Consider the following 21,191-nt stretch of genomic DNA (forward strand, 5'->3'; position numbering starts at 1 on the left):
ACCAGTGCCTTATGAACATATCCGAATTAAGCATACGCCGCCCGGTATTAGCCACCGTACTTACGATTATTATCCTACTCTTCGGATTTATCGGATACAACTATTTGGGTGTCCGTGAATATCCGTCAGTGGATAATCCGATTATTTCCGTCAGTTGTTCTTATCCGGGAGCCAACGCCGACGTTATCGAGAACCAGATTACCGAACCATTGGAACAGAACATCAATGGTATTCCGGGTATCCGTTCTTTGTCCAGTGTCAGCCAACAGGGACAGAGCCGTATTACGGTAGAGTTTGAATTGTCCGTCGACCTGGAAACGGCGGCAAATGACGTGCGTGACAAGGTTTCACGCGCACAACGCTATCTGCCGCGCGACTGTGACCCGCCGACAGTATCGAAAGCGGATGCGGACGCCATGCCTATCTTGATGGTAGCTCTGCAAAGCGACAAACGTACCCTTTTGGAATTGAGTGAAATTGCAGACTTAACGGTTAAAGAGCAATTACAAACCATTTCTGATGTCAGTAGCGTATCCATTTGGGGAGAAAAACGCTATTCCATGCGACTCTGGCTCGACCCGGCAAAAATGGCAGGCTACGGTATCAGCCCTATTGACGTAAAAAATGCAGTGGATAATGAGAATGTGGAACTTCCGTCAGGCAGTATCGAAGGAAATACAACCGAGTTGACGATTCGCACATTAGGATTGATGCATACAGCGGACGAGTTCAACGACTTGATTATCAAAGAAGAGAATAATCGTATCGTGCGTTTCAGTGATATCGGACGTGCCGAACTGGGACCTGCCGACATCAAGAGTTATATGAAGATGAACGGCGTACCGATGGTAGGCGTTGTAGTTATTCCACAACCGGGAGCTAATCATATTGAAATTGCAGACGCTGTATATCAGCGTATGGAACAAATGAAAAAAGACTTGCCGGAAGATGTACACTATAATTACGGTTTTGATAATACCAAGTTTATCCGTGCATCTATCAATGAGGTAAAATCAACTGTATATGAAGCTTTTATACTCGTTATCATCATTATTTTCCTTTTCTTGCGCGACTGGCGTGTTACGCTGGTGCCATGTATCGTGATTCCTGTCTCCCTTATCGGCGCATTCTTCGTCATGTATTTGGCTGGATTCTCAATCAATGTGCTTTCCATGCTTGCCATCGTATTGTCTGTGGGATTGGTGGTAGATGATGCTATCGTAATGACAGAGAATATCTATATCCGTATCGAAAAAGGAATGACTCCGAAAGAGGCGGGTATCGAAGGGGCCAAAGAAATCTTTTTTGCCGTTATTTCAACGACTATCACGCTGATCGCCGTATTCTTCCCCATCGTCTTTATGGATGGTATGACGGGACGTTTGTTCCGGGAGTTCAGTATCGTAATCTCAGGGTCGGTTATCATCTCTTCATTTGCCGCATTGACTTTCACGCCAATGTTGGCAACCAAGCTACTTATAAAGCGGGAGAAACAAGGCTGGTTCTATACAAAGACAGAACCTTTCTTTGAAGGAATGAACCGGCTATACAGCCGTTCACTTGCCGCTTTCCTGAATAAACGGTGGATTGCACTTCCATTCACATTCATCACGATTTGCCTGATTGGTGTTTTATGGAATGCAGTTCCTTCGGAAATGGCACCTTTGGAAGACCGTTCGCAAATCAGCATCAATACGAGAGGTGCAGAGGGAGTCACTTATGAATATATACGTGATTATACCGAAGACATCAACCAGCTTGTCGACTCCATCCTACCGGATGCGGAAGCCGTGACCGCCCGTGTATCCAGCGGTAGCGGGAACGTACGTATCACGCTGAAGGACATGAAGGACCGTAACTACACACAGATGGAAGTTGCCGAGAAAATCTCGAAAGCTGTACAGAAGAAAACAATGGCGCGTTCGTTCGTGCAACAGCAATCTTCCTTCGGCGGACGCCGTGGAAGTATGCCTGTCCAATATGTGCTTCAAGCCACCAATTTGGAAAAACTGGAAGAGGTATTACCTAAATTCATGGCTAAAGTGTATGAAAACCCAGTCTTCCAGATGGCAGACGTTGACTTGAAGTTCAGCAAACCGGAAGCCCGTATCCAAATTAATCGCGACAAGGCCAGCATCATGGGCGTAAGTACAAAGAATATTGCCCAGACTTTGCAATACGGATTGAGCGGTCAGCGTATGGGATATTTCTATATGAACGGAAAACAATACGAAATCCTTGGCGAAATCAACCGCCAGCAAAGAAACAAACCGGCCGACTTGAAAGCGATTTATGTCCGTAGCAATAATGGAGATATGATTCAATTGGACAATCTGATTGAATTGGAAAGTGGTATTGCACCGCCTAAACTATACCGCTACAACCGTTTTGTATCAGCCACTATCTCTGCGGGACTGGCGGATGGAAAAACAATCGGACAAGGGTTGGATGAAATGGACAAGATAGCCAAGGAAACATTGGACGACACTTTCCGTACTGCTTTGGCAGGCGATTCCAAGGAGTATCGTGAAAGTTCTTCCAGTTTGATGTTCGCCTTTATTTTGGCTATTCTTCTGATTTATTTGATTCTGGCAGCCCAGTTCGAGAGTTTCAAAGACCCGTTGATTATCATGTTGACGGTGCCGCTGGCTATTGCCGGAGCATTAGTGTTTATGTACTTTGGAGATATTACAATGAATATTTTCAGTCAGATTGGTATCATTATGCTTATCGGACTGGTAGCCAAAAACGGTATCCTGATTGTGGAATTTGCCAATCAAAAACAGGAAGCCGGAGAAGACAAGATGAGTGCAATCAAGGATTCTGCCCTGCAACGTCTCCGCCCGATTCTGATGACAAGTGCTTCTACGGTTCTGGGACTTATCCCATTGGCATTTGCCACCGGAGAAGGTGCCAACCAGCGTATCGCCATGGGTACGGCAGTAGTAGGCGGCATGGTCGTTTCCACTTTGCTTACCATGTATATCGTGCCGGCTATTTACAGTTATATTTCGACGAACCGAATCAAAAAACTAAAAGAATGAAACAGAAAGGAATTTGCATAAAACGCATCGCATATATAGTTACCGCATGTGCCTTCTTATCAGTTTCTACTGTAAAGGCACAGGTGCTCACCTTAAAAGATTGCCTAGAGGAAGGATTACAAAACAATTACTCTTTGCGCATCGTCCATAACGAAGAGCAAATCAGCAAGAACAACGCGACATTGGGAAACGCAGGCTATCTGCCGACGCTGGATTTTTCTGCCGGATACACCGGAAATTTGGACAACATCGAAAGCAAGACCCGTGCCACCGGGGAGATTACAAAGAACAATGGAGTATACGACCAGACAATCAATGTCGGCCTCAATCTTAATTGGACCATCTTTGACGGGTTCAATATCAGCACAACTTACAAGCAGTTGAAAGAGTTGGAACGACAAGGCGAAACTAACACCCGTATAGCTATCGAAGATTTCATTGCCGACCTGACGTCAGAATACTATAATTTTATCCAGCAGAAGATTCGTCTGAAAAACTTCCATTATGCAATGTCACTTTCTAAAGAGCGCTTGCGCATAGCGGAAGCGAGCCATCTTGTCGGCAAATTCTCCGGCTTGGATTATCAACAGGCGAAAGTGGACTTCAATGCGGATAGTGCCCAATATATGAAACAACAGGAGTTACTGCACTCTTCACGTATCCAGTTGAATGAGCTGATGGCTAATAATAATGTAAATCAAATTATTATCATCAAGGATTCTACCATTGACGTATACAGCGACTTGAAGTTCGAAGAATTGTGGAACAGTACATTGGCAACAAACGCTTCTTTATTAAAAGCTGATCAGAACACAGTACTCGCACAATTGGATTATAAAAAAATAAATTCGCGCAACTATCCATATCTTAGATTAAATACCGGATACGGATATACCTTCAATAAATACGACATCAACGCCACCAGTAGAAGAGGCAATTTAGGCTTTAATGCCGGAGTTACTGTCGGATTTAATATCTTCGATGGAAATCGCCGACGCGAAAAGCGAAATGCGACTCTTGCATTCAAAAACCGACGTCTGGAACGACAGAACCTTGAACTGGCACTCCGCTCCGACCTCAGCAACTTGTGGCAGGCATATCGCAACAATCTTCAACTCCTGAATTTGGAACGACAGAATCTTGTAACTGCCAAGGATAACCATGATATTGCCATGGATCGTTATATCCAGGGAGACCTTTCCGGTTTTGAAGTACGCGAAGCACAAAAGAGCTTATTGGATGCGGAAGAGCGTATCCTCTCCGCAGAGTATAACACGAAACTTTGCGAAATTTCCTTATTGCAGATTAGCGGAAAGATTACAAAGTATCTGAAAGAATAAAAAACATAAGAACAAAAGAATATATGCTCCACGCTTAATATTTCAAGAATAGTGATATCGGAAAGCATATGTTCTTTTGTTCTTATGCCCCTCTCTCCAAAAAGGCTTCCAGCTTTTATCCCATAATATATTTTGCAGATTTGCCAATACGGTTCACCAAATTCACTATCAACCAGGAAGTAGCAAAAGCTACTATCGCAGCAATCGGTATCTGCAAAGGAACAGGTATATCGAGAGCTCTCACCAATACCACCGACGGACCGGTGAAGAAATAATGTATCATATAAACACCGAAGCCACAAACTGTCAAATTAGCTAATGCTTTCCGTATTCTCTCCGAACGGACATCGACTTTTTTAGCCAGCATAAATACAGGTACGGTCATCATCACCACATTAAGAGAACAATAAGTAAAGAAAAGCTCTAACATTTCATCTGTACAATCCGGCAAAGCCGTCATATACCGGAAACCGAAGAACGTCACCACATAACCTACCACAAACATAGGAATACCGATTACCAATGTTTTCTTCAAGCTCCAGTCAAGGTCTTTCAGATAATGTCCCAATAATAAATATCCGTTGAATCCGGCAAATGCATACAACATTCCGAAAGAATTCCATGAACAAGAGCCCCACAGGTAAGGAGAAACGAACTGATAATAATAAGGCAGAAGCAAGGTCACACCCCAAGCCAGCAGGAACATCAATTTTGCACGTTGCGAAGCCCTTTCCACCCATGCCGAAAATATAGGCAAGTAAAGATAAAGCCCGATAAGCAGATAAATATACCACATATGCACTGCCAGAAGGGAGAAGTTAAAAGGAATCATCAGGATATATCGTATAGCTACCGAAAAGGATTGCTGCATCACTTCCTCACCGGAATAAGGAAAGAAATCAAGAATAATCTTAGGATCCAGCCCCAATATGCCTGTCAGCCAAGGAAAAAGATTATAGATAACAGACCAGATTAAGAACGGATACAGGACACGGGTAATACGTTTCTTATAAAAAGTGGAAGTATCACCCTTGACAGGCAAAAGCAATGCGCCCGTTATCATCACAAACAGGGGCACACAAGGACGGAGGACAGCTCCATAAATGGCTCCCCATAATTTAATTTCCCCAATATTGGGAGCAGTACCCGGATAAAAATTAAAAGGATCGGTACAATGGCAGCAGACAACTGTAAACATTGCGATAAGGCGTACAACATCCAGCCATACGATGTGCCGGTTCTTTTGAGTAGTCAGTTCGATTGTCGGTGGTTTCATAATGTTAGTGAGTAGAAAGGAGAAGTTAATAAAAAAGGGATACCCATACGAAAGACAGGTATCCCTCAAATGAATAATTTTATATAAACGAATTTATTGACTGCTTATTTAGTGCAATTCCATGGCTTCAACTGCTTGAAGAAGTCATTGCCCTTATCGTCAACCAAAATGAATGCCGGGAAATCCTCTACTTCAATCTTCCAGATAGCTTCCATACCCAGTTCAGGATATTCCACACACTCAATGCTCTTGATATTATTCTGAGCAAGGATAGCTGCCGGACCACCGATAGAACCCAGATAGAAACCGCCATACTTCTTACAAGCATCCGTCACCTGCTGGCTACGGTTACCTTTTGCCAACATAATCATGCTGCCGCCATGACTTTGGAACAGTTCTACATACGAGTCCATACGCCCAGCCGTAGTCGGCCCCATAGAGCCACAAGCCATACCTTCCGGTGTCTTGGCCGGACCTGCATAGTAAATAGGATGATCTTTGATATATTGAGGCAGCTCTTCACCACGGTCCAAACGTTCTTTCAGTTTAGCGTGAGCAATGTCACGGCCTACAATAATCGTTCCGTTCAATGACAAACGGGTCGATACCGGATATTTAGTCAGTTCTTTCAGGATTTCAGCCATCGGGCGGTTCAGGTCGATTTTTACAACATCGCCTTCTCCCGCTTTACGCAGTTCCACCGGAATAAGTTCGCCCGGATTTGAATCCAGTTTCTCAATCCAGATACCTTCCTTGTTGATTTTACATTTGATGTTACGGTCGGCAGAGCAGGATACGCCTAGACCTACCGGACAAGAAGCACCGTGACGCGGCAAACGGATGATACGGACATCGTGAGCCAGATATTTACCGCCGAATTGAGCTCCAAGACCAATCTTGTGGGCTTCCGCCAATACTTCTTTTTCCAGTTCGACATCACGGAAAGCACGACCGTATTCATTTCCAGTTGTCGGCAGGTTATCATAGAAATGAGTAGAAGCCAGCTTCACTGTCAGCAGGTTCTTCTCAGCAGAAGTACCGCCGATAACGAAAGCAATATGATAAGGAGGACAAGCGGCTGTTCCCAAAGTTTTCATTTTTTCAACCAGGAACGGAACCAATGTACCCGGATTCAGGATAGCTTTTGTTTCTTGATAAAGATAAGTCTTGTTGGCAGAACCACCACCTTTTGTTACACAAAGGAATTCATACTCCATGCCTTCGGTAGCTTCGATGTCAATCTGTGCAGGAAGATTACATTTTGTATTCACCTCATCATACATATTCAGAGGTGCATTCTGAGAATAACGCAGGTTCTCTTCAGTATATGTCTTATAAACACCCAGTGAAAGAGCCTCTTCATCCGAATAGCCAGTCCATACCTGTTGTCCTTTCTCACCATGGATGATGGCAGTACCCGTATCTTGACAGAAAGGAAGTATCCCCTTTGAAGCAACTTCCGCATTACGCAGGAAAGTCAATGCCACATATTTATCATTTTCACTTGCTTCCGGATCGCTCAGAATCTTAGCAACTTGTTCGTTGTGCGAACGGCGAAGCATGAATGATACATCACGAAAAGCCGCATTAGCCATCGCAGTCAGACCTTCTTTCTCAATTTTCAGAATAGGATTCCCTTCAAACTCGCTTACCGACACATAGTCTTTTGTAAGCAGATAATACTCAGTTGTATCTTTCCCCTTTTCAAACATGGGCTGATACTTAAACGGAGGTGTTGCCATAAGTTTCTTATTTTATTACGTAATGTTAGTTAGTGTGACAAAGGTAATAATTAAGAATGAAGAATGATGAATGAAGAATGAAGAATTAAGAATGAATAACGGAGAATTGCAGAACGGAAACGAAAACGGTGGACAAGTTGTGCTTTAGTTACACAATGCCCACCGTTTATCATTTCACAGGTTATGGTTTATTTACTCTTGTATGTTTTCAATACGTTTAATCAGTTCATTTCCAAGCGCTGTTTTTTCTTCAATATGTTTCAACACAGCCGTCACAAACGTATTGCTCTCGAAATCACCGCGCACTTGTTCAAAGTCCTGCTTCATTTCGTCGTGAGAACCGTCGGCACCGAATCCGGTCATGGAAGACAGGGAGAATTCTTTCTTTGCATCCTCATATACCATCTTATCCAGTCCGACGACAGCTTCCTGCCAGGATTTTACGATACGAATCACATCTTGTGCCGTAATAGTCTCCGGATTCAAGCCATAAAATTCCTGAATCTTATTGTAAGCCCACGTCCATTCGTATGTGTAATAATTCTCGTGCATCTCAGCGAAGCAGGCATTGATTGACTTCAAACGGTTGATAGTACCGTTCTCAATACCATCCAACAGACGGTCTATCTCGCTCTTTGGAGCAATCAGCCCGGACACATCCACCCACTCACCGATTCCGATTTCCGTATCCGGTTTCAAACGATGACGGATTTCTTCGTTGCTCTGGAAGTTGATGCCTTCCAACCGCTTAATGATTGAGTTCCCCAAGAATTTATGAATAGCTATTTCATAAAAACGGATACCGTTATTCAAAGAAGAGTTTTTGATTTTGGCACTTTGGTAAGAATAGATTTCGGATGTCACACCGGATACCCGTCTCAATTCTTTCAGGATAGAACGTCCTTTGAACATTTTCTGAATGGTATAAGGACTCAACAGGTTGTAATTGATATAATCCAACCGGTTCGGGTCCTGCCGCTTGTCACGTTTCGGCCATTTCTGAGCGTCACGGATTGTACCGACGCTCCGCAGATTAACTCCCGGAACCAGATAAGTCGTATTCCGCTGCTCTATCAAGTAAGAAAAAGGAAGATTAGAGGTATCTGCATGATTGACATGGCGCCCCATCACAAGAGAAAAAGCTCCGACACGCGCCGGCCACAGGATATATGAATCTGAAGTGGTTTTCGCTCCTCTCTCCATCGTTCCCTGATGAATCGGGCCCAGCTTATACATATGGTTACTCTGATTGGAGCCCGAACCTGCATTCATAAATGAGAACATTCCGGCAATCAGCAAAGTAGATTTGTGATGTGTCACAGTGAAAGGACCTGCGAAAATGGCACATGCTTCTCCATTCTCTCCCTGGCAATTACTAAAAAACAAGGAATCGGAAGCAGAATAGTTGTGTCCCAATTTACAGGACTGTCCGACGAAGCAACGGCTCAACATCGTGCCGTCATCTATCTGCGAACCGGACGAGATAATAAAATCATCACAAATTACTCCATGTCCGATATGCACAGGAGCTGTCACGTTACTATTAACGCTACCATTGGTCAGACGACAAGTTCCGCAGATATGGCAGTAATCGCCAATCCGCACATTCCGGATGGAACCAGTATTGAGAATCATCACGTGATTGCCAATACTGCCAACGGCAGACGCATGTTTGTTGGAATAATAATCCGCAATGGATTTCATGCGGTTAATCAGTTCGGGACGGTGACGGTACAATGCAAGTATATATGCCTGATGAGCAGACAACTTGTCATTAATCAGCACCTCGCGTCCTCCGGTTTCATTGAGAACTGCCACTTCCACCCCATTACCGAAAGTTGTCAACCCATCCACTAAGATGATATCCACATTTTCGATAAAGGTATCGCTGCCAATCTCATAATTAGCAATATAATTCTGGATATTCTCAATGCAGCAGTTATCCCCAACTGTCACATTGTGCAGCGTCACATGGCGCAATCCCGAGTGTTTCTTAATGCCTCCCCGCAGTGTGAATTCAGCCTCAAATACCCCTAGCTTCACTTCGCCCGAAAAGCGGGTGTGATGGACATACTCACAATTAAATCCATCGGCTACCAGAACATTTCCCCAATCATCGGCCAGACACGACTGGCTCTTCAACTGAAGCACCTCATCTTCAGTCAATCTACGATAGTCTTTCATATAAATAAATATAGTAATGTGCCGCTTCCCCCAATCAGCAAAGCAGCACATTGATTAATTATTCTTCCTCTTCGTAGGTCTGATAAAGAAAATCGTTATAGGGGTATTTCTGAACGTGCAATTCTTTCACTCGTTGATAAACTACATCTTTCAGTTCGTCTATATTGATTCGTTCGCGGGCGGAAATAAAGAGACAGTTGTCCTCCATCTTTGCCATCCACGTCTTCATCAGTTCTTCGAGTGTTAAGTTTTCCTTAGTTCGGGGGGTAAGGTCGTCCGACGCTTTCTCCACGTAGGTATAGGCGTCTATCTTGTTGAATACAAGTATCATGGGTTTGCCACCGCCGCCAATTTCGGCAAGTGTCTTGTTCACCACCTCAATCTGTTCTTCAAATCCGGGGTGGGAAATATCTACTACATGCACCAGCAAATCCGCTTCGCGCACTTCGTCCAAGGTCGATTTGAAGGACTCAACCAAGTCGGTAGGCAACTTACGGATAAATCCTACCGTATCCGACAACAAAAACGGAAGATTATCTATAATCACCTTACGCACGGTAGTGTCCAACGTAGCGAACAGTTTGTTTTCCGCAAACACCTCGCTCTTTGCCAGCAGGTTCATCATTGTCGATTTACCGACATTGGTGTAACCGACCAGTGCGACACGTATCATGCGTCCACGGTTCTTGCGTTGGGTAGCTTTCTGTTTATCAATTTCCGCCAGGCGTTCTTTCAGCAACGACATACGGTTCAGGATGATACGGCGATCCATTTCGAGCTGCGTTTCACCCGGTCCACGAAGTCCCACGGAACCTTTACCGCCACCGGCACCGGAACCACCGCCCTGGCGTTCCAAGTGAGTCCAGAGTCGTTGCAGACGCGGCAACATATATTTGTACTGCGCCAGCTCCACCTGCGTCTTTGCATTGGCAGTCTGGGCACGCATGGCAAATATATCGAGAATCAGCGAAGTACGGTCCAGTATCTTCACTTTCAGTTCGGCTTCAATATTACGAATCTGTTTCGCGGAAAGTTCGTCATCAAAGATGACCATTCCCACTTCACGTTCTTCTTCCTCTTCGTTATGGATATATTGTCTGATTTCCTCCAGTTTTCCTTTTCCTACATAGGTCACCGAGTTGGCTGTCGGCAACTTCTGCGTAAATCGTTTCACAACTTCCGCCCCAGCCGTCTCGGCAAGGAACGCCAATTCGTCCAGATACTCGTTCGTCTTACGCTCATCCTGTGTCTGAGTGATAAGTCCGACAAGTATTGCTGTCTCTACTTTGGCTTCGGATATTACAAATTCTTTCATTCTTTACTCTTATATAATAATGTGGGCGCAAATATAACAAAAAATATGGAGCTTGTGATTGAGTTCCGTCATTTTCCTCAATCACAAACTCCATTTCAAAGAGATAAACATCCCCGGAGCAAATAAGTTTATTTATATCCCGTATTCTGTTCCATATTCGGATTAGCATCCATTTCCGCCTGCGGAATAGGCATCACAGTCCGGTAGTCACTCCATTTAACCGTTATCAAATCATTACCATTCAAGAAATGAGAGCCACCCTGACGAGTAATTTCTGCTCCTTGACGTAACACATCGTATAAACGATGTCCTTCCAGTACCAATTCTTTACGACGCTCTTTGGCTATCAAATCCAATGTAGCATCTTGCTTTGAAACGCTTGGACTAGCACGATGTCTGATTTCATATAAATAATCATCCGCCAAATCCTGATCAGGTGACGCTTTCTTCAAAGCAGCCTCAGCAGCAATCAAATAGATATCCGATAAGCGCAAAACCCGTACATTGTTAATTGTAACCGCTCCACGTCCCGGATACTTGTTTATAGTACGCTGTGTACCATTCTTATCAGTAACCAACAAACCGATACGTACATCGTCAGAGCGTTCATTCAAAAGATCAACAAATGCTTTTGTAGCAACGACTGCTCCATATTCGCTCGGACTGACTACCGCTCCCCATAACTCACGGTCGCCGGAATAGGAAGTTGACGACAACGCTAAATCAAAAATTGATTCACTGTTTTCTTCCTGTCCCCACACTGTCAGATAATCAGCATTATCAATCAAAGAATAAGGGCCGTTCTCCACCACATCCTTGGCATAAGAATAAGCTGCATCATAGTCACCTTTATACAAATTAACACGTGCCAACAGAGCTTTCACAGCCCACCTATTAAAATGCCCATAATTTTTCTCTTCATTTATCAGTCCCAACGCATCCGACAAATCGTCCAATACAGCCTGATATCCCTCTGCTACCGTCGAACGCCCCGGAAGGTCGGTCGCTGTCAATACTTTTTTTACCACAGGCACTCCTAATGAAGCTCCGTTATCTTTCAAATAGGGTGTTCCATAAGTAATAAGCAAATTAAAATGTGCCAATGCCCTAATAGCCAACGCCTCACCTTTTGAGTTCTTCACAACATCCGTCATTGGGACATCACCATTATCTATTGCATTCAAAAGCACATTCACTCTGTTAATAACCGCATATGGAGTATACCACAAATCTTGTGGGGCATTATTCTGACGGTATGTAAAACGGTAGTAATTTTCTGTACGATCACCGATTTTATTTGTCTGAGTGTCATCACCACCAACCTCGGCACGGGCCAGAAAATCCATTCCATAATAATAATACGTATCACCATCAGTTCTTGCACTAATCAATCCGGCATAAGCACCATTCAACGCAGTTTTTGTATCCTCAGGTGTACTTATCGCTCCGTCGCTCACCAGAGAATCCGTAGGCAAAGTTGTCAGATAATCGTTGCAGGACGATAACATGATCAAACCGGCGAAAAGGACTCCCCCTATTTTTTTATTTATATTGATTGTTTTCATCATATTCTGTTTTTCTTATTAAAATCCGATTTCAATACCAAATGTCACACTCTTCAGATTCGGGAAGGCAAAAGTAGGAATACCGTTAATCGGCTGTTCCGGATCAACATTCTTATAAGAAGTCCATGTCAAGAGATTGCTTCCCGAAATAAACAAGCGTACATTCTCCATCTGTGCACGACGTACCAATTGTGCCGGAAGAGTATATGACAGACTCATGCTCTTCAGACGCAAATAGTTCAGGTCTTTCATAAAACGGGAACTTCCGTAATTTCCATATTCGTAGTTGTTAATACGTCTCGGAACACTCGTTACATCACCCGGTTTCTGCCATCTGTCAAGCTGGTCGACTGAAGAGTTGTAATAAACCACATAACCGTCAGTATCTGTGAAACTTGTTCTCATTGTATCGAATACTTTTCCACCTAATGAGAAGTTGAACAACAGGTTTAATTCCAGCCCTTTCCATGATACGGAGTTTCTCCAACCACCGGTAAGTTTCGGATCCGGTTTACCGATAACAACTCTCTGTGCCTGAGCCGGATCTTTCGTCAGTTCCTTATTAAGGCTTCCATCCTCATTCTTAGTATTCAACACCCATTGTTCCTCACCTGTCGCCGGATCAACGCCTGCCCATTCACGACTCCACCATGCATAGTATGATTCGCCTTCACGAATGATACTGGTACCGTTTATTATATCTTTTCCTTCATATAACTTTGACACTTTATTGGAGTTGTGCGAAAGTGCCAAACCTGTATTCCATTTTACTTGTGTGTGTTTGAATACATCAACATTAATATCAAGTTCCACACCTTTGTTGGTCATCTCGCCTACATTCTTCAACATCGTCTTGAAACCAACAACCATTGAAGTCGGTACATTCTGCAACAAATCGCTAGTTCTACGACTGTAATAATCGAAACTAATATTCAAACGATCAAAAAGAGATGCGTCAAAACCAATATTGAAGTTTTTATTCTTCTCCCATGACAAATCAGGATTAGGAACTGATTGAGGTGCCGAACCCGCAATGTTTTGATAATTATAGCCATATCCATACAAACTTAAATGACCATACAAGTCTCTAGGCAATGTCCCGTTTATACCATAGGAAGCTCTCACTTTCAAGTCATTAACCTGTGTGATACCCTTCATGAAACCTTCCTGTGTCAATCTCCAGGCTGCTGATACAGACCAGAAATTAGCCCAACGGTTATTGGCTCCCAAACGTGAGCTACCATCTCTACGGAAGTTTACGGACGCATAATATTTATTATCATAATCATAATTGACACGCGACAATAAAGAAAGCAAATGGTCTTCCGTATAATAAGCAGAGCCTTCCTCAGGTGTAGCCGCATTGATAGATTCAGGAAGTTTATCGTGTGGATATCCCGAAGATGTAGCAAAGACATACTCAGTACGACGGTCATCTACATCCCAACCGATTAATGCATCCAGATTATGTTTCAGCTTAAATGTTTTTACATAATTCAAGGTGGTAGACGAATAGCTGTTTTGTTGTTGCATCGGATAAGTAGCTCTCAATCCGCCGGTCAGTGTTCCATTGTTAGAGTTTAACGGCCAGTAAGTAACAGAGTTATTGTTCACATAATCATAACTAATACTTTGCTTCAAAGTCAACCCCTCAATAAACTGGTACGAAGCCCACAAATTATTGAAACTTCTGAAAACTTTCGATTCATTTTTATCCAGATTAATATCTTCTACCGGATGCGTATGAGGAAATACCTGCTGCAGGAACGGATGCGTATAGTAATTACCCTCATCATCATAGATCGGCATATTCGGAGTACATACATAATTAATCAGGAAGAAAGGATTCGCATAAGCTGTTCCTTCACTTGAAACTGAAGAATTTTGTCTTGACATCGAAATATTGGCTCCCATTTGCCATTTATTATTTGCCGAACGATGAACAGCGTTAATACGTCCCATAAATCCATCTAATGAAGATGTTCTTGATTTACCTTCTTCTTTCTTATATGCCAACGATGCAAAAAATGAATTGCGTTCATCACCACCTTGTGCTGAGAACTCATAGTTTTGACTAGAACCATGCTTACGGAAAAAAGCATCCTCCCAGTCAACATCATATTTGGCATCAGCATAAAAATCTGCCATTTCCTGTGCATATGCTTTTGCATCTTCTTCAGAAGCCGGCCCCGTATAGTTACCGTCACCATCGGGAATACCATAAATGGTAGCTTCATTATAACATGCTTCATATGTCAACTCGTGACGTTGCTGCCCATTCACGCTTTTACGATTCTTCATCGCCCAATCCGAGAATCCCCAATTTGCCTTGAAATTAACACGGGTCTTGCCACCTTTACCATGCTTCGTCGTTATCAGAATAACACCATTTGCGGCACGTGAACCATACAATGATGCGGCAGCCGCATCTTTTAACACTGTGATATTCTCAATATCACTCGGATTAATGGACGACATGACATTGAATGCTTTCGAATCGTTTGTCACAGCAGATATTGCAATATCTCCTGACACAACCGGCACACCGTCAATAACGTACAACGGTTCATTAGACGCGTTCATAGAACCGGTACCCCGCACACGGATCTGTAATCCTGCCCCCGGTTGCCCACTGGTAGAATTGATAGCCAATCCCGGAGTTGTTCCAGAGAGAGCTTCTTCGAAAGAAGTCACTGGAATATCCTTCAAAACCTTATCTCCCTTAACGGTAGATGCAGCACCTGTAAATGATGCCCGCTTTGCAGTACCATAAGCAACTACCATTACTTCGTCTATTTGTTGAGAATCAGATTTTAGTACAACCTTCAAACGAGGTTTAATAGTGACTTCCTGAGTCTGCATGCCAATATACGAAATCTGCAAAGTCTTTGCAGAACTTGGTACATTCGACAAATTAAAGTTACCATCTACATCTGTGATTGTACCTTGGGTGGTACCTTTTACCAACACAGAAGCGCCAACAACCGGCTGCCCATCTTCTTCAGAAATCACAACACCTGTGACCTTCTGAGTCTGGGCAGTTACTAGGCTTATGCCCACAAAAAGGCATGCCAATAACAGCATCAATTTTCTTTTCATAAATTCTCTCTTAAAGTTTAACTTTACATTAATTGTTTCTTTACTCTAACAATTTGCAAATATATTAATAAATATGAAACTAACAATTATTTTGATAAAAAAAGGTTGCAAATCTAACATATTGTTATTTATGATGTACTTTTTATGTTGATAAGCATATTTTTGAAACATAAAAACAATTAGTTTTAAAACCATATACTAACATTTTGATTGAGCAAAATGTACGATTTAATATTTCCTTTGCTCGTTTTTCGTCACAAAATAGCTTTTATAGAGCTACTTTTTGTTTTTTTGCGGAAGAATAGCTATAAAAAAGTGGCATATAATTTAAAGTTTTGTGAATACTTAGCTTTTCAAAGATTATTTTTTTAGAGATATTAATGCATATTCATCTCCGATGTAGCACAGAACTACGTTTAATTTGTTCTATTATTAATTAAAAAAGAAAAGGATGGAAAAAATTAGTTACAATCTTGTTTTTAACAGAAAAAAGAAATTGAATAAGAAAGGAATGGCATTAGTACAGGTCGAAGCTTATCTCAATAGGAGAAAAATGTATTTCTCCACCAAAATATATCTCAAAGTTGATCAGTGGGATGCTAAACGAAGAATGGTGAAAAGTCACCCTAATGCTGATGTTATAAACCGCATGTTATACGAATATATAGCGGCGATTGAACAAGCTGAACTTGGATTATGGCAACAAGGCAAACCGATTTCACTGGATTTATTGAAGGAGGCCATTGACAAACCTATAAGCAATGGAAGATCATTTTTAAGTTTCTATAAAGAAGAAGTTGCAAATTCTTCTCTAAAAGAGAGTACCAAGCAAAATCACCTTTCCACGCTTGAATTACTTCGGGAGTTCAAAAAAGACATCTCGTTTACGGACTTGACATTTGAATTTGTTTCTTCATTTGACAATTACCTGCAATCCAAAGGGTATCACCTTAACACTATAGCCAAACATATGAAGCACCTAAAACGATATGTTAACGTTGCTATTAACAAAGAATATATGGATGTGCAAAAATATGCCTTCAGAAAATATAAGATTAAAAGTATAGAAGGTAATCATACGCATTTGTCACCAGAAGAATTGCGCAAATTTGAGGATTTACAGTTAACAGGAAGATATGCAAAATTACAAAAGACCAAAGATGCCTTTTTATTTTGCTGCTATGCAGGGCTGCGATATTCCGATTTTATAAATCTGACACCTGCGAATGTTGTCGAATTTCATCAGGAGACTTGGCTTATATATAAATCTGTAAAAACAGGGATTGAAGTCCGTCTGCCATTATACCTATTATTTGAAGGTAAAGGAATTGGTATATTGCAGCGCTATAAAGAAGAACTGAATAGTTTCTTCAAGTTAAAAGATAATTCCAATATTAACAAAGAGTTGAATATATTAGCAAAATTGGCAGATATTGATAAGCGGGTATCCTTTCATACTGCCCGCCATACAAATGCAACTTTATTATTATATAGCGGTGCGAATATAACCACTGTACAAAAATTATTAGGTCACAAAAGTGTGAAAACCACCCAAGTATATGCAAATATAATGGACATTACGGTTGTACGTGATCTTGAGAAGGCAGCCTCATTGAAAGGAAAGAACGCGCATAAGAATTAGACTCAAAACTCCATTTCTAAAATTCTTGTTTTATAGGTAAGAGTAGCCAATTTATAGACTGGCTGTATTAAAAGTCTTATGCATTTCCATACAAGAAATAAGCCGATTCGTGCGGTATTGAGCTAGTTGATGTGATTTTCCCATTACAATAAAGTTGAAAAGTGTGTAAGTATCTGCAACGCTGCAACAATACCATTGTAATCTATTAATATATAAACAGTTATAGTGTTGCAGATACCTGTTGCAGATGGTGGCAGATACCCTTTATCTGCAACACACATTGTGCAGTTTCGAAAAGCTATTCCCTTAAAGTATGATGACTCTGCGTTATATCAGTATCCATACTGGGAAACTAGAGTATCCGCATAGGGAAACTCTAGTATCTATACGCAGAAACTTGCGTTTCCCTACTTGGAAACTTGCATTTCCTGCCTAGGAACTGGTGTTTAGACGTAGGAAACCATTGTTGCATATATAGGATTACAGCGTTTACATGAAGGATTTGTTGTTTTTAGTGTGTTGCAGATAAAGGGTATCTGCCACCATCTGCAACAGGTATCTGCAACACTATAACTGTTTATATATTAATAGATTACAATGGTATTGTTGCAGCGTTGCAGATACTTACACACTTTTCAACTTTATAGTAATGAGAAAATCACATCAATTAACTCAATATTGTAAAGTTAGGTTCATTCAAGGTCGAAATTTATAACAATTAATGATATAAAAATGGTTACCTATCATAAAATAGTAACAATTTATGTTTGTCATTTCAGCTATTTGTTAAGAATACGCCACTGATAATCAAATGAATAAACAAATTATTTTGGTGGAAATATAGTAGAATAAATTATTGGTTCAAGATTTTATATCAACATTAACATGTTGATTACCTGCACAGTATATTCAAATTGCATTTATACTATATAGATATTACATTATCTGTTTATCGCTAATAATAAAGAGGTTACAATTATATTTAGTTCTGCAAAGACTTTGCAGATTTCGTACATTGGCATGCAGACTCAGGAAGTGGCGATAAAGCCTAATTTGAAGATTGTACTTAGGTCGGATGCTCAGCAAATTGACGAAGTTGTTGTAACAGCAATGGGCATAAAAAGGTCAGAGAAGGCATTAGGTTATGCGGCAACCTCTGTAGGAGGGGATAAGATTACCGAGAGCCGTACTTCTGATGTAATGTCCAGTTTGGCAGGTAAGATTGCTGGTGTGCAGATTTCCAATACCTCGTCAGATCCGGGATCCTCTAATTCTGTTATTATCCGTGGTGTCAGTTCATTATCCGGTACTAACCAACCTCTATATGTAGTAGATGGAGTACCTTTGAACAACTCTACCGTATATTCTACAGATGGTTTGAACAGCGGATACGATTTTGGTAATGGAGCAAATGCTATTAATCCGGATGATGTGGCAAACATGACTATATTAAAAGGTGCTGCGGCAACAGCTTTATATGGTAGCCGGGCCGCAAACGGTGTAGTTATGATTACCACCAAAAGCGGACGGAAAGGCAAAGGCATTGGGATAGAATACAATGGTGGAGTTCAATGGTCAACCATCTTGCGTTTACCGGAATTTCAGAATGAATTCGGTATGGGATGGAATGGCAATCATACGGAATTAGAGAATGGCTCTTGGGGGCCTCGCTTTGATGGTTCCATGCAGTTATGGGGAAATGTATACAATAACTCACAAAAGTTAAAACCTTATGTATCAATGCCTGATAATATCAAAGACTTTTTTGATGCAGGATTCAGGTATAGTAATAGCATCTCATTTAACGGAGCTACTGATAAAAGCGATTATTATGTTTCTTTCTCTCAGATTAGTGATGATGGTATGATTCCGACAGATGCAGACAGTTATGACAAATATACATTTTCTGCGCGTGGCAGTCACAAAGTTGGTGCTTTAACTTTCTCTTCTTCATTGAACTATGCCTATCAGCAGAATAAGTTTGCGACAACAGGGCAAGGACTATCCATGCTAAACTCTTTGTATCAGTCACCACGAGATATTAGCATTATAGGATTGGAAGACCAAACTGATTTATTCAATACTCCAGGTTATTATTACACCCCTTATGGAGTAATGAACCCATATTACATTTTGAACAACTATCTGAATAAGTATGAATCTGAAAGGTTCTACGGAAAGTTCCAATTAGATTATGAGTTCTTGAAATACTTCAAATTTACGTACCGTATGGGATTGGATACTACAACGGGACAAAGTGATAAGGGAAAACCGAATTTGTATGCTCTTTATTACGAAGGAACTCCTAATGGAGAAGGACAAGGTTCCAGTAGTCCGTTCTCCGGCGAGACCGGACAGTATACAGAACAAATTACCCGACGCCGTGAAATTAATCAGGACCTTTTGCTTAGTTTCAATATGCCAATCAATGATTTTAATGTCAATGCATTGGTAGGATTCAATGGCAACGAACGTAAAGTTTCTTATCAATATTCTGAGGTAAATGACCTGACAATTCCCACATGGTTCAACTTAAAAAATTCCGGTAAAACTCCCATTGTAGAACAACATATGGAACTTAGACGCCTGATGGGTGTGTTTGGACAGTTCGAAGGTTCATGGAAGAATATGTTATATTTAACGGTTACTGCCCGAAACGACTGGTCTTCCACTCTTCCGAAAGGCAACCGCAGTTTCTTTTATCCGGGTTTTACAGGTAGTTTTATTTTCAGTGAGTTGCTGAACGATACATGGAAAGATGTTATCACTTTCGGTAAATTACGTGCCAGCTGGGGTAAAACAGGTAATGATGCCGATGTATATATGGTTAATCCTGTATATGCGCAGTCTTCAAACAGAATACCTTTTGGTTATCTGACTTTCCCGTTAGGAGGCGTTAACGCTTACTCGGCCGGAAATGTGCTTGGAAGTAATACATTGAGTCCGGAAATGACAACAGAAGCAGAAGTTGGTTTGAATATGGCCTTTTTGAAGAATCGATTGTCATTCGATATTTCTTACTACAATCGTAATACCGACAAGCAGATTTTCTCTTTGGCAATGGATCCTGCTTCAGGATATACGGCACAAAACATGAATTTAGGTAAGATACGTAATCGTGGTATTGAACTATTGGTCAGCGGTACTCCGATAAGAACCAAAGATTTTGCTTGGGAACTGACATGGAACCTTACTAAAAACTGGAGCAAAGTAGTCAGCCTGCCGGAAGAATTGGGTGGAATCACTATCATTTATGGTTTGAATGGCGGTACAAGTATGTATGCTATAACCGGAATGCCTGTTGGAGTATTCAAAGCTCAAGTAGCCGAGCGCGATCCGCAGGGAAGAGTTGTTGTAAACTCATCAACAGGTCTTCCTGTTGAAGCTGCTGAATTCGGAATTTGTGGTGATATGAATAATAAATATCAGATGGGTATTTCTACCAATTTCAAATACAAAGGTCTAAGTTTAGGGCTTGATTTTGATATCCGTCAGGGTGGAGTTATGTATTCACGTACTAAAGATATTAATTACTTCACAGGTAATGCAATACAGACTGCATATAATGACCGTAACCCTTTAATTGTTCCTAACTCGGTAAATAAAATAGTAAACGGAGATCAGGTAACTTATGTAGAAAACACAACTCCTATTACTAGTTCCAATATTTACAAATATTGGGGTGACGGTGGTTCGGATATGGGAAGTTGCTTCTTGGTGGATAAATCTTATGTAAAACTTCGTTCTGTTGTACTAGGCTGGGATTTACCAAAAAAATGGTTGGCTAAAACTCCCTTCCAGGCAGTCAAAGTTTCAGCATATGGCAACAACCTATTTATTTGGACTCCATCCAGCAATACATTTATTGATCCCGAAATGACTTCATTTGGTAATGACCTTGAAGGTAACTATGGGGAATATACAGCCAACCCTAGCTCACGCCGTTTCGGTTTCAACTTAATGGTTAAATTTTAAACAGGAATA

Annotated in this window: 9 protein-coding genes and 1 pseudogene; 4 read left to right on the forward strand and 6 right to left on the reverse strand. The window is 41.4% G+C overall.

Annotated elements, in window-relative coordinates; translation table 11 throughout:
• The first annotated feature begins 11 nt into the window (after positions 1-11).
• Entirely contained in the window at positions 12-3,044 is a 3,033-nt protein-coding gene (locus ACGHVY_RS00415; protein WP_308744021.1) for an efflux RND transporter permease subunit, read from the forward strand.
• Positions 3,041-4,384, forward strand: coding sequence for a TolC family protein (locus ACGHVY_RS00420; protein WP_390596267.1), 1,344 nt, complete (start codon positions 3,041-3,043; stop codon positions 4,382-4,384). The genes ACGHVY_RS00415 and ACGHVY_RS00420 overlap by 4 nt, the downstream gene beginning before the upstream one ends.
• Before the next feature lie 115 nt (positions 4,385-4,499).
• Here ACGHVY_RS00420 and ACGHVY_RS00425 read toward each other — a convergent pair whose 3' ends face one another.
• The 6 genes from ACGHVY_RS00425 to ACGHVY_RS00450 all read right to left on the reverse strand — a co-directional run bounded on the left by ACGHVY_RS00425 (position 4,500) and on the right by ACGHVY_RS00450 (position 15,565).
• On the reverse strand, positions 4,500-5,660 hold the full coding sequence (locus tag ACGHVY_RS00425) for an acyltransferase (RefSeq protein ID WP_390596269.1): 1,161 nt from the start codon (positions 5,658-5,660) through the stop codon (positions 4,500-4,502).
• 104 nt (positions 5,661-5,764) lie between these two features.
• Entirely contained in the window at positions 5,765-7,402 is a 1,638-nt protein-coding gene (locus ACGHVY_RS00430) for a fumarate hydratase (protein ID WP_308744018.1), read from the reverse strand.
• Between the two features lie 192 nt (positions 7,403-7,594).
• Positions 7,595-9,586 (reverse strand): DUF4954 family protein, encoded by a 1,992-nt coding sequence (locus tag ACGHVY_RS00435; protein WP_390596272.1) that lies wholly within the window; start codon positions 9,584-9,586, stop codon positions 7,595-7,597.
• Positions 9,587-9,644: 58 nt separating this feature from the next.
• A complete protein-coding gene (gene hflX / locus ACGHVY_RS00440) occupies positions 9,645-10,901 on the reverse strand; it encodes a GTPase HflX (protein ID WP_390596273.1) in 1,257 nt (418 codons plus the stop codon).
• 128 nt (positions 10,902-11,029) lie between these two features.
• Positions 11,030-12,469, reverse strand: coding sequence for a RagB/SusD family nutrient uptake outer membrane protein (locus ACGHVY_RS00445; protein WP_390596275.1), 1,440 nt, complete (start codon positions 12,467-12,469; stop codon positions 11,030-11,032).
• 15 nt (positions 12,470-12,484) lie between these two features.
• Positions 12,485-15,565, reverse strand: a complete 3,081-nt coding sequence (locus ACGHVY_RS00450; RefSeq protein ID WP_390596278.1) for a SusC/RagA family TonB-linked outer membrane protein — start codon at positions 15,563-15,565, stop codon at positions 12,485-12,487.
• Between the two features lie 451 nt (positions 15,566-16,016).
• Between ACGHVY_RS00450 and ACGHVY_RS00455 the strand changes: the two genes are divergently transcribed.
• Positions 16,017-17,207 carry a site-specific integrase gene (locus tag ACGHVY_RS00455; RefSeq protein ID WP_390596279.1) on the forward strand — a complete coding sequence of 397 codons (1,191 nt, stop codon included), beginning with the start codon at positions 16,017-16,019 and terminating at the stop codon, positions 17,205-17,207.
• A 984-nt stretch (positions 17,208-18,191) separates the two neighbouring features.
• Positions 18,192-21,182: pseudogene (locus ACGHVY_RS00460) on the forward strand (SusC/RagA family TonB-linked outer membrane protein); the annotation flags it as partial.
• Positions 21,183-21,191 lie beyond the last annotated feature (9 nt).

It is taken from the genome of Bacteroides sp. f07 (genome assembly GCF_042854785.1).
GTDB lineage: Bacteria > Bacteroidota > Bacteroidia > Bacteroidales > Bacteroidaceae > Bacteroides.

What these genes read in the sequence shown, in the direction of transcription:
- ACGHVY_RS00415 (WP_308744021.1), top strand. Translation starts at nt 12, where the DNA reads ATGAACATATCCGAATTAAGCATACGCCGCCCGGTATTAGCCACCGTA.
- ACGHVY_RS00420 (WP_390596267.1), top strand. Translation starts at nt 3,041, where the DNA reads ATGAAACAGAAAGGAATTTGCATAAAACGCATCGCATATATAGTTACC.
- ACGHVY_RS00425 (WP_390596269.1), bottom strand. Translation starts at nt 5,660, where the DNA reads ATGAAACCACCGACAATCGAACTGACTACTCAAAAGAACCGGCACATC.
- ACGHVY_RS00430 (WP_308744018.1), bottom strand. Translation starts at nt 7,402, where the DNA reads ATGGCAACACCTCCGTTTAAGTATCAGCCCATGTTTGAAAAGGGGAAA.
- ACGHVY_RS00435 (WP_390596272.1), bottom strand. Translation starts at nt 9,586, where the DNA reads ATGAAAGACTATCGTAGATTGACTGAAGATGAGGTGCTTCAGTTGAAG.
- hflX (WP_390596273.1), bottom strand. Translation starts at nt 10,901, where the DNA reads ATGAAAGAATTTGTAATATCCGAAGCCAAAGTAGAGACAGCAATACTT.
- ACGHVY_RS00445 (WP_390596275.1), bottom strand. Translation starts at nt 12,469, where the DNA reads ATGATGAAAACAATCAATATAAATAAAAAAATAGGGGGAGTCCTTTTC.
- ACGHVY_RS00450 (WP_390596278.1), bottom strand. Translation starts at nt 15,565, where the DNA reads ATGAAAAGAAAATTGATGCTGTTATTGGCATGCCTTTTTGTGGGCATA.
- ACGHVY_RS00455 (WP_390596279.1), top strand. Translation starts at nt 16,017, where the DNA reads ATGGAAAAAATTAGTTACAATCTTGTTTTTAACAGAAAAAAGAAATTG.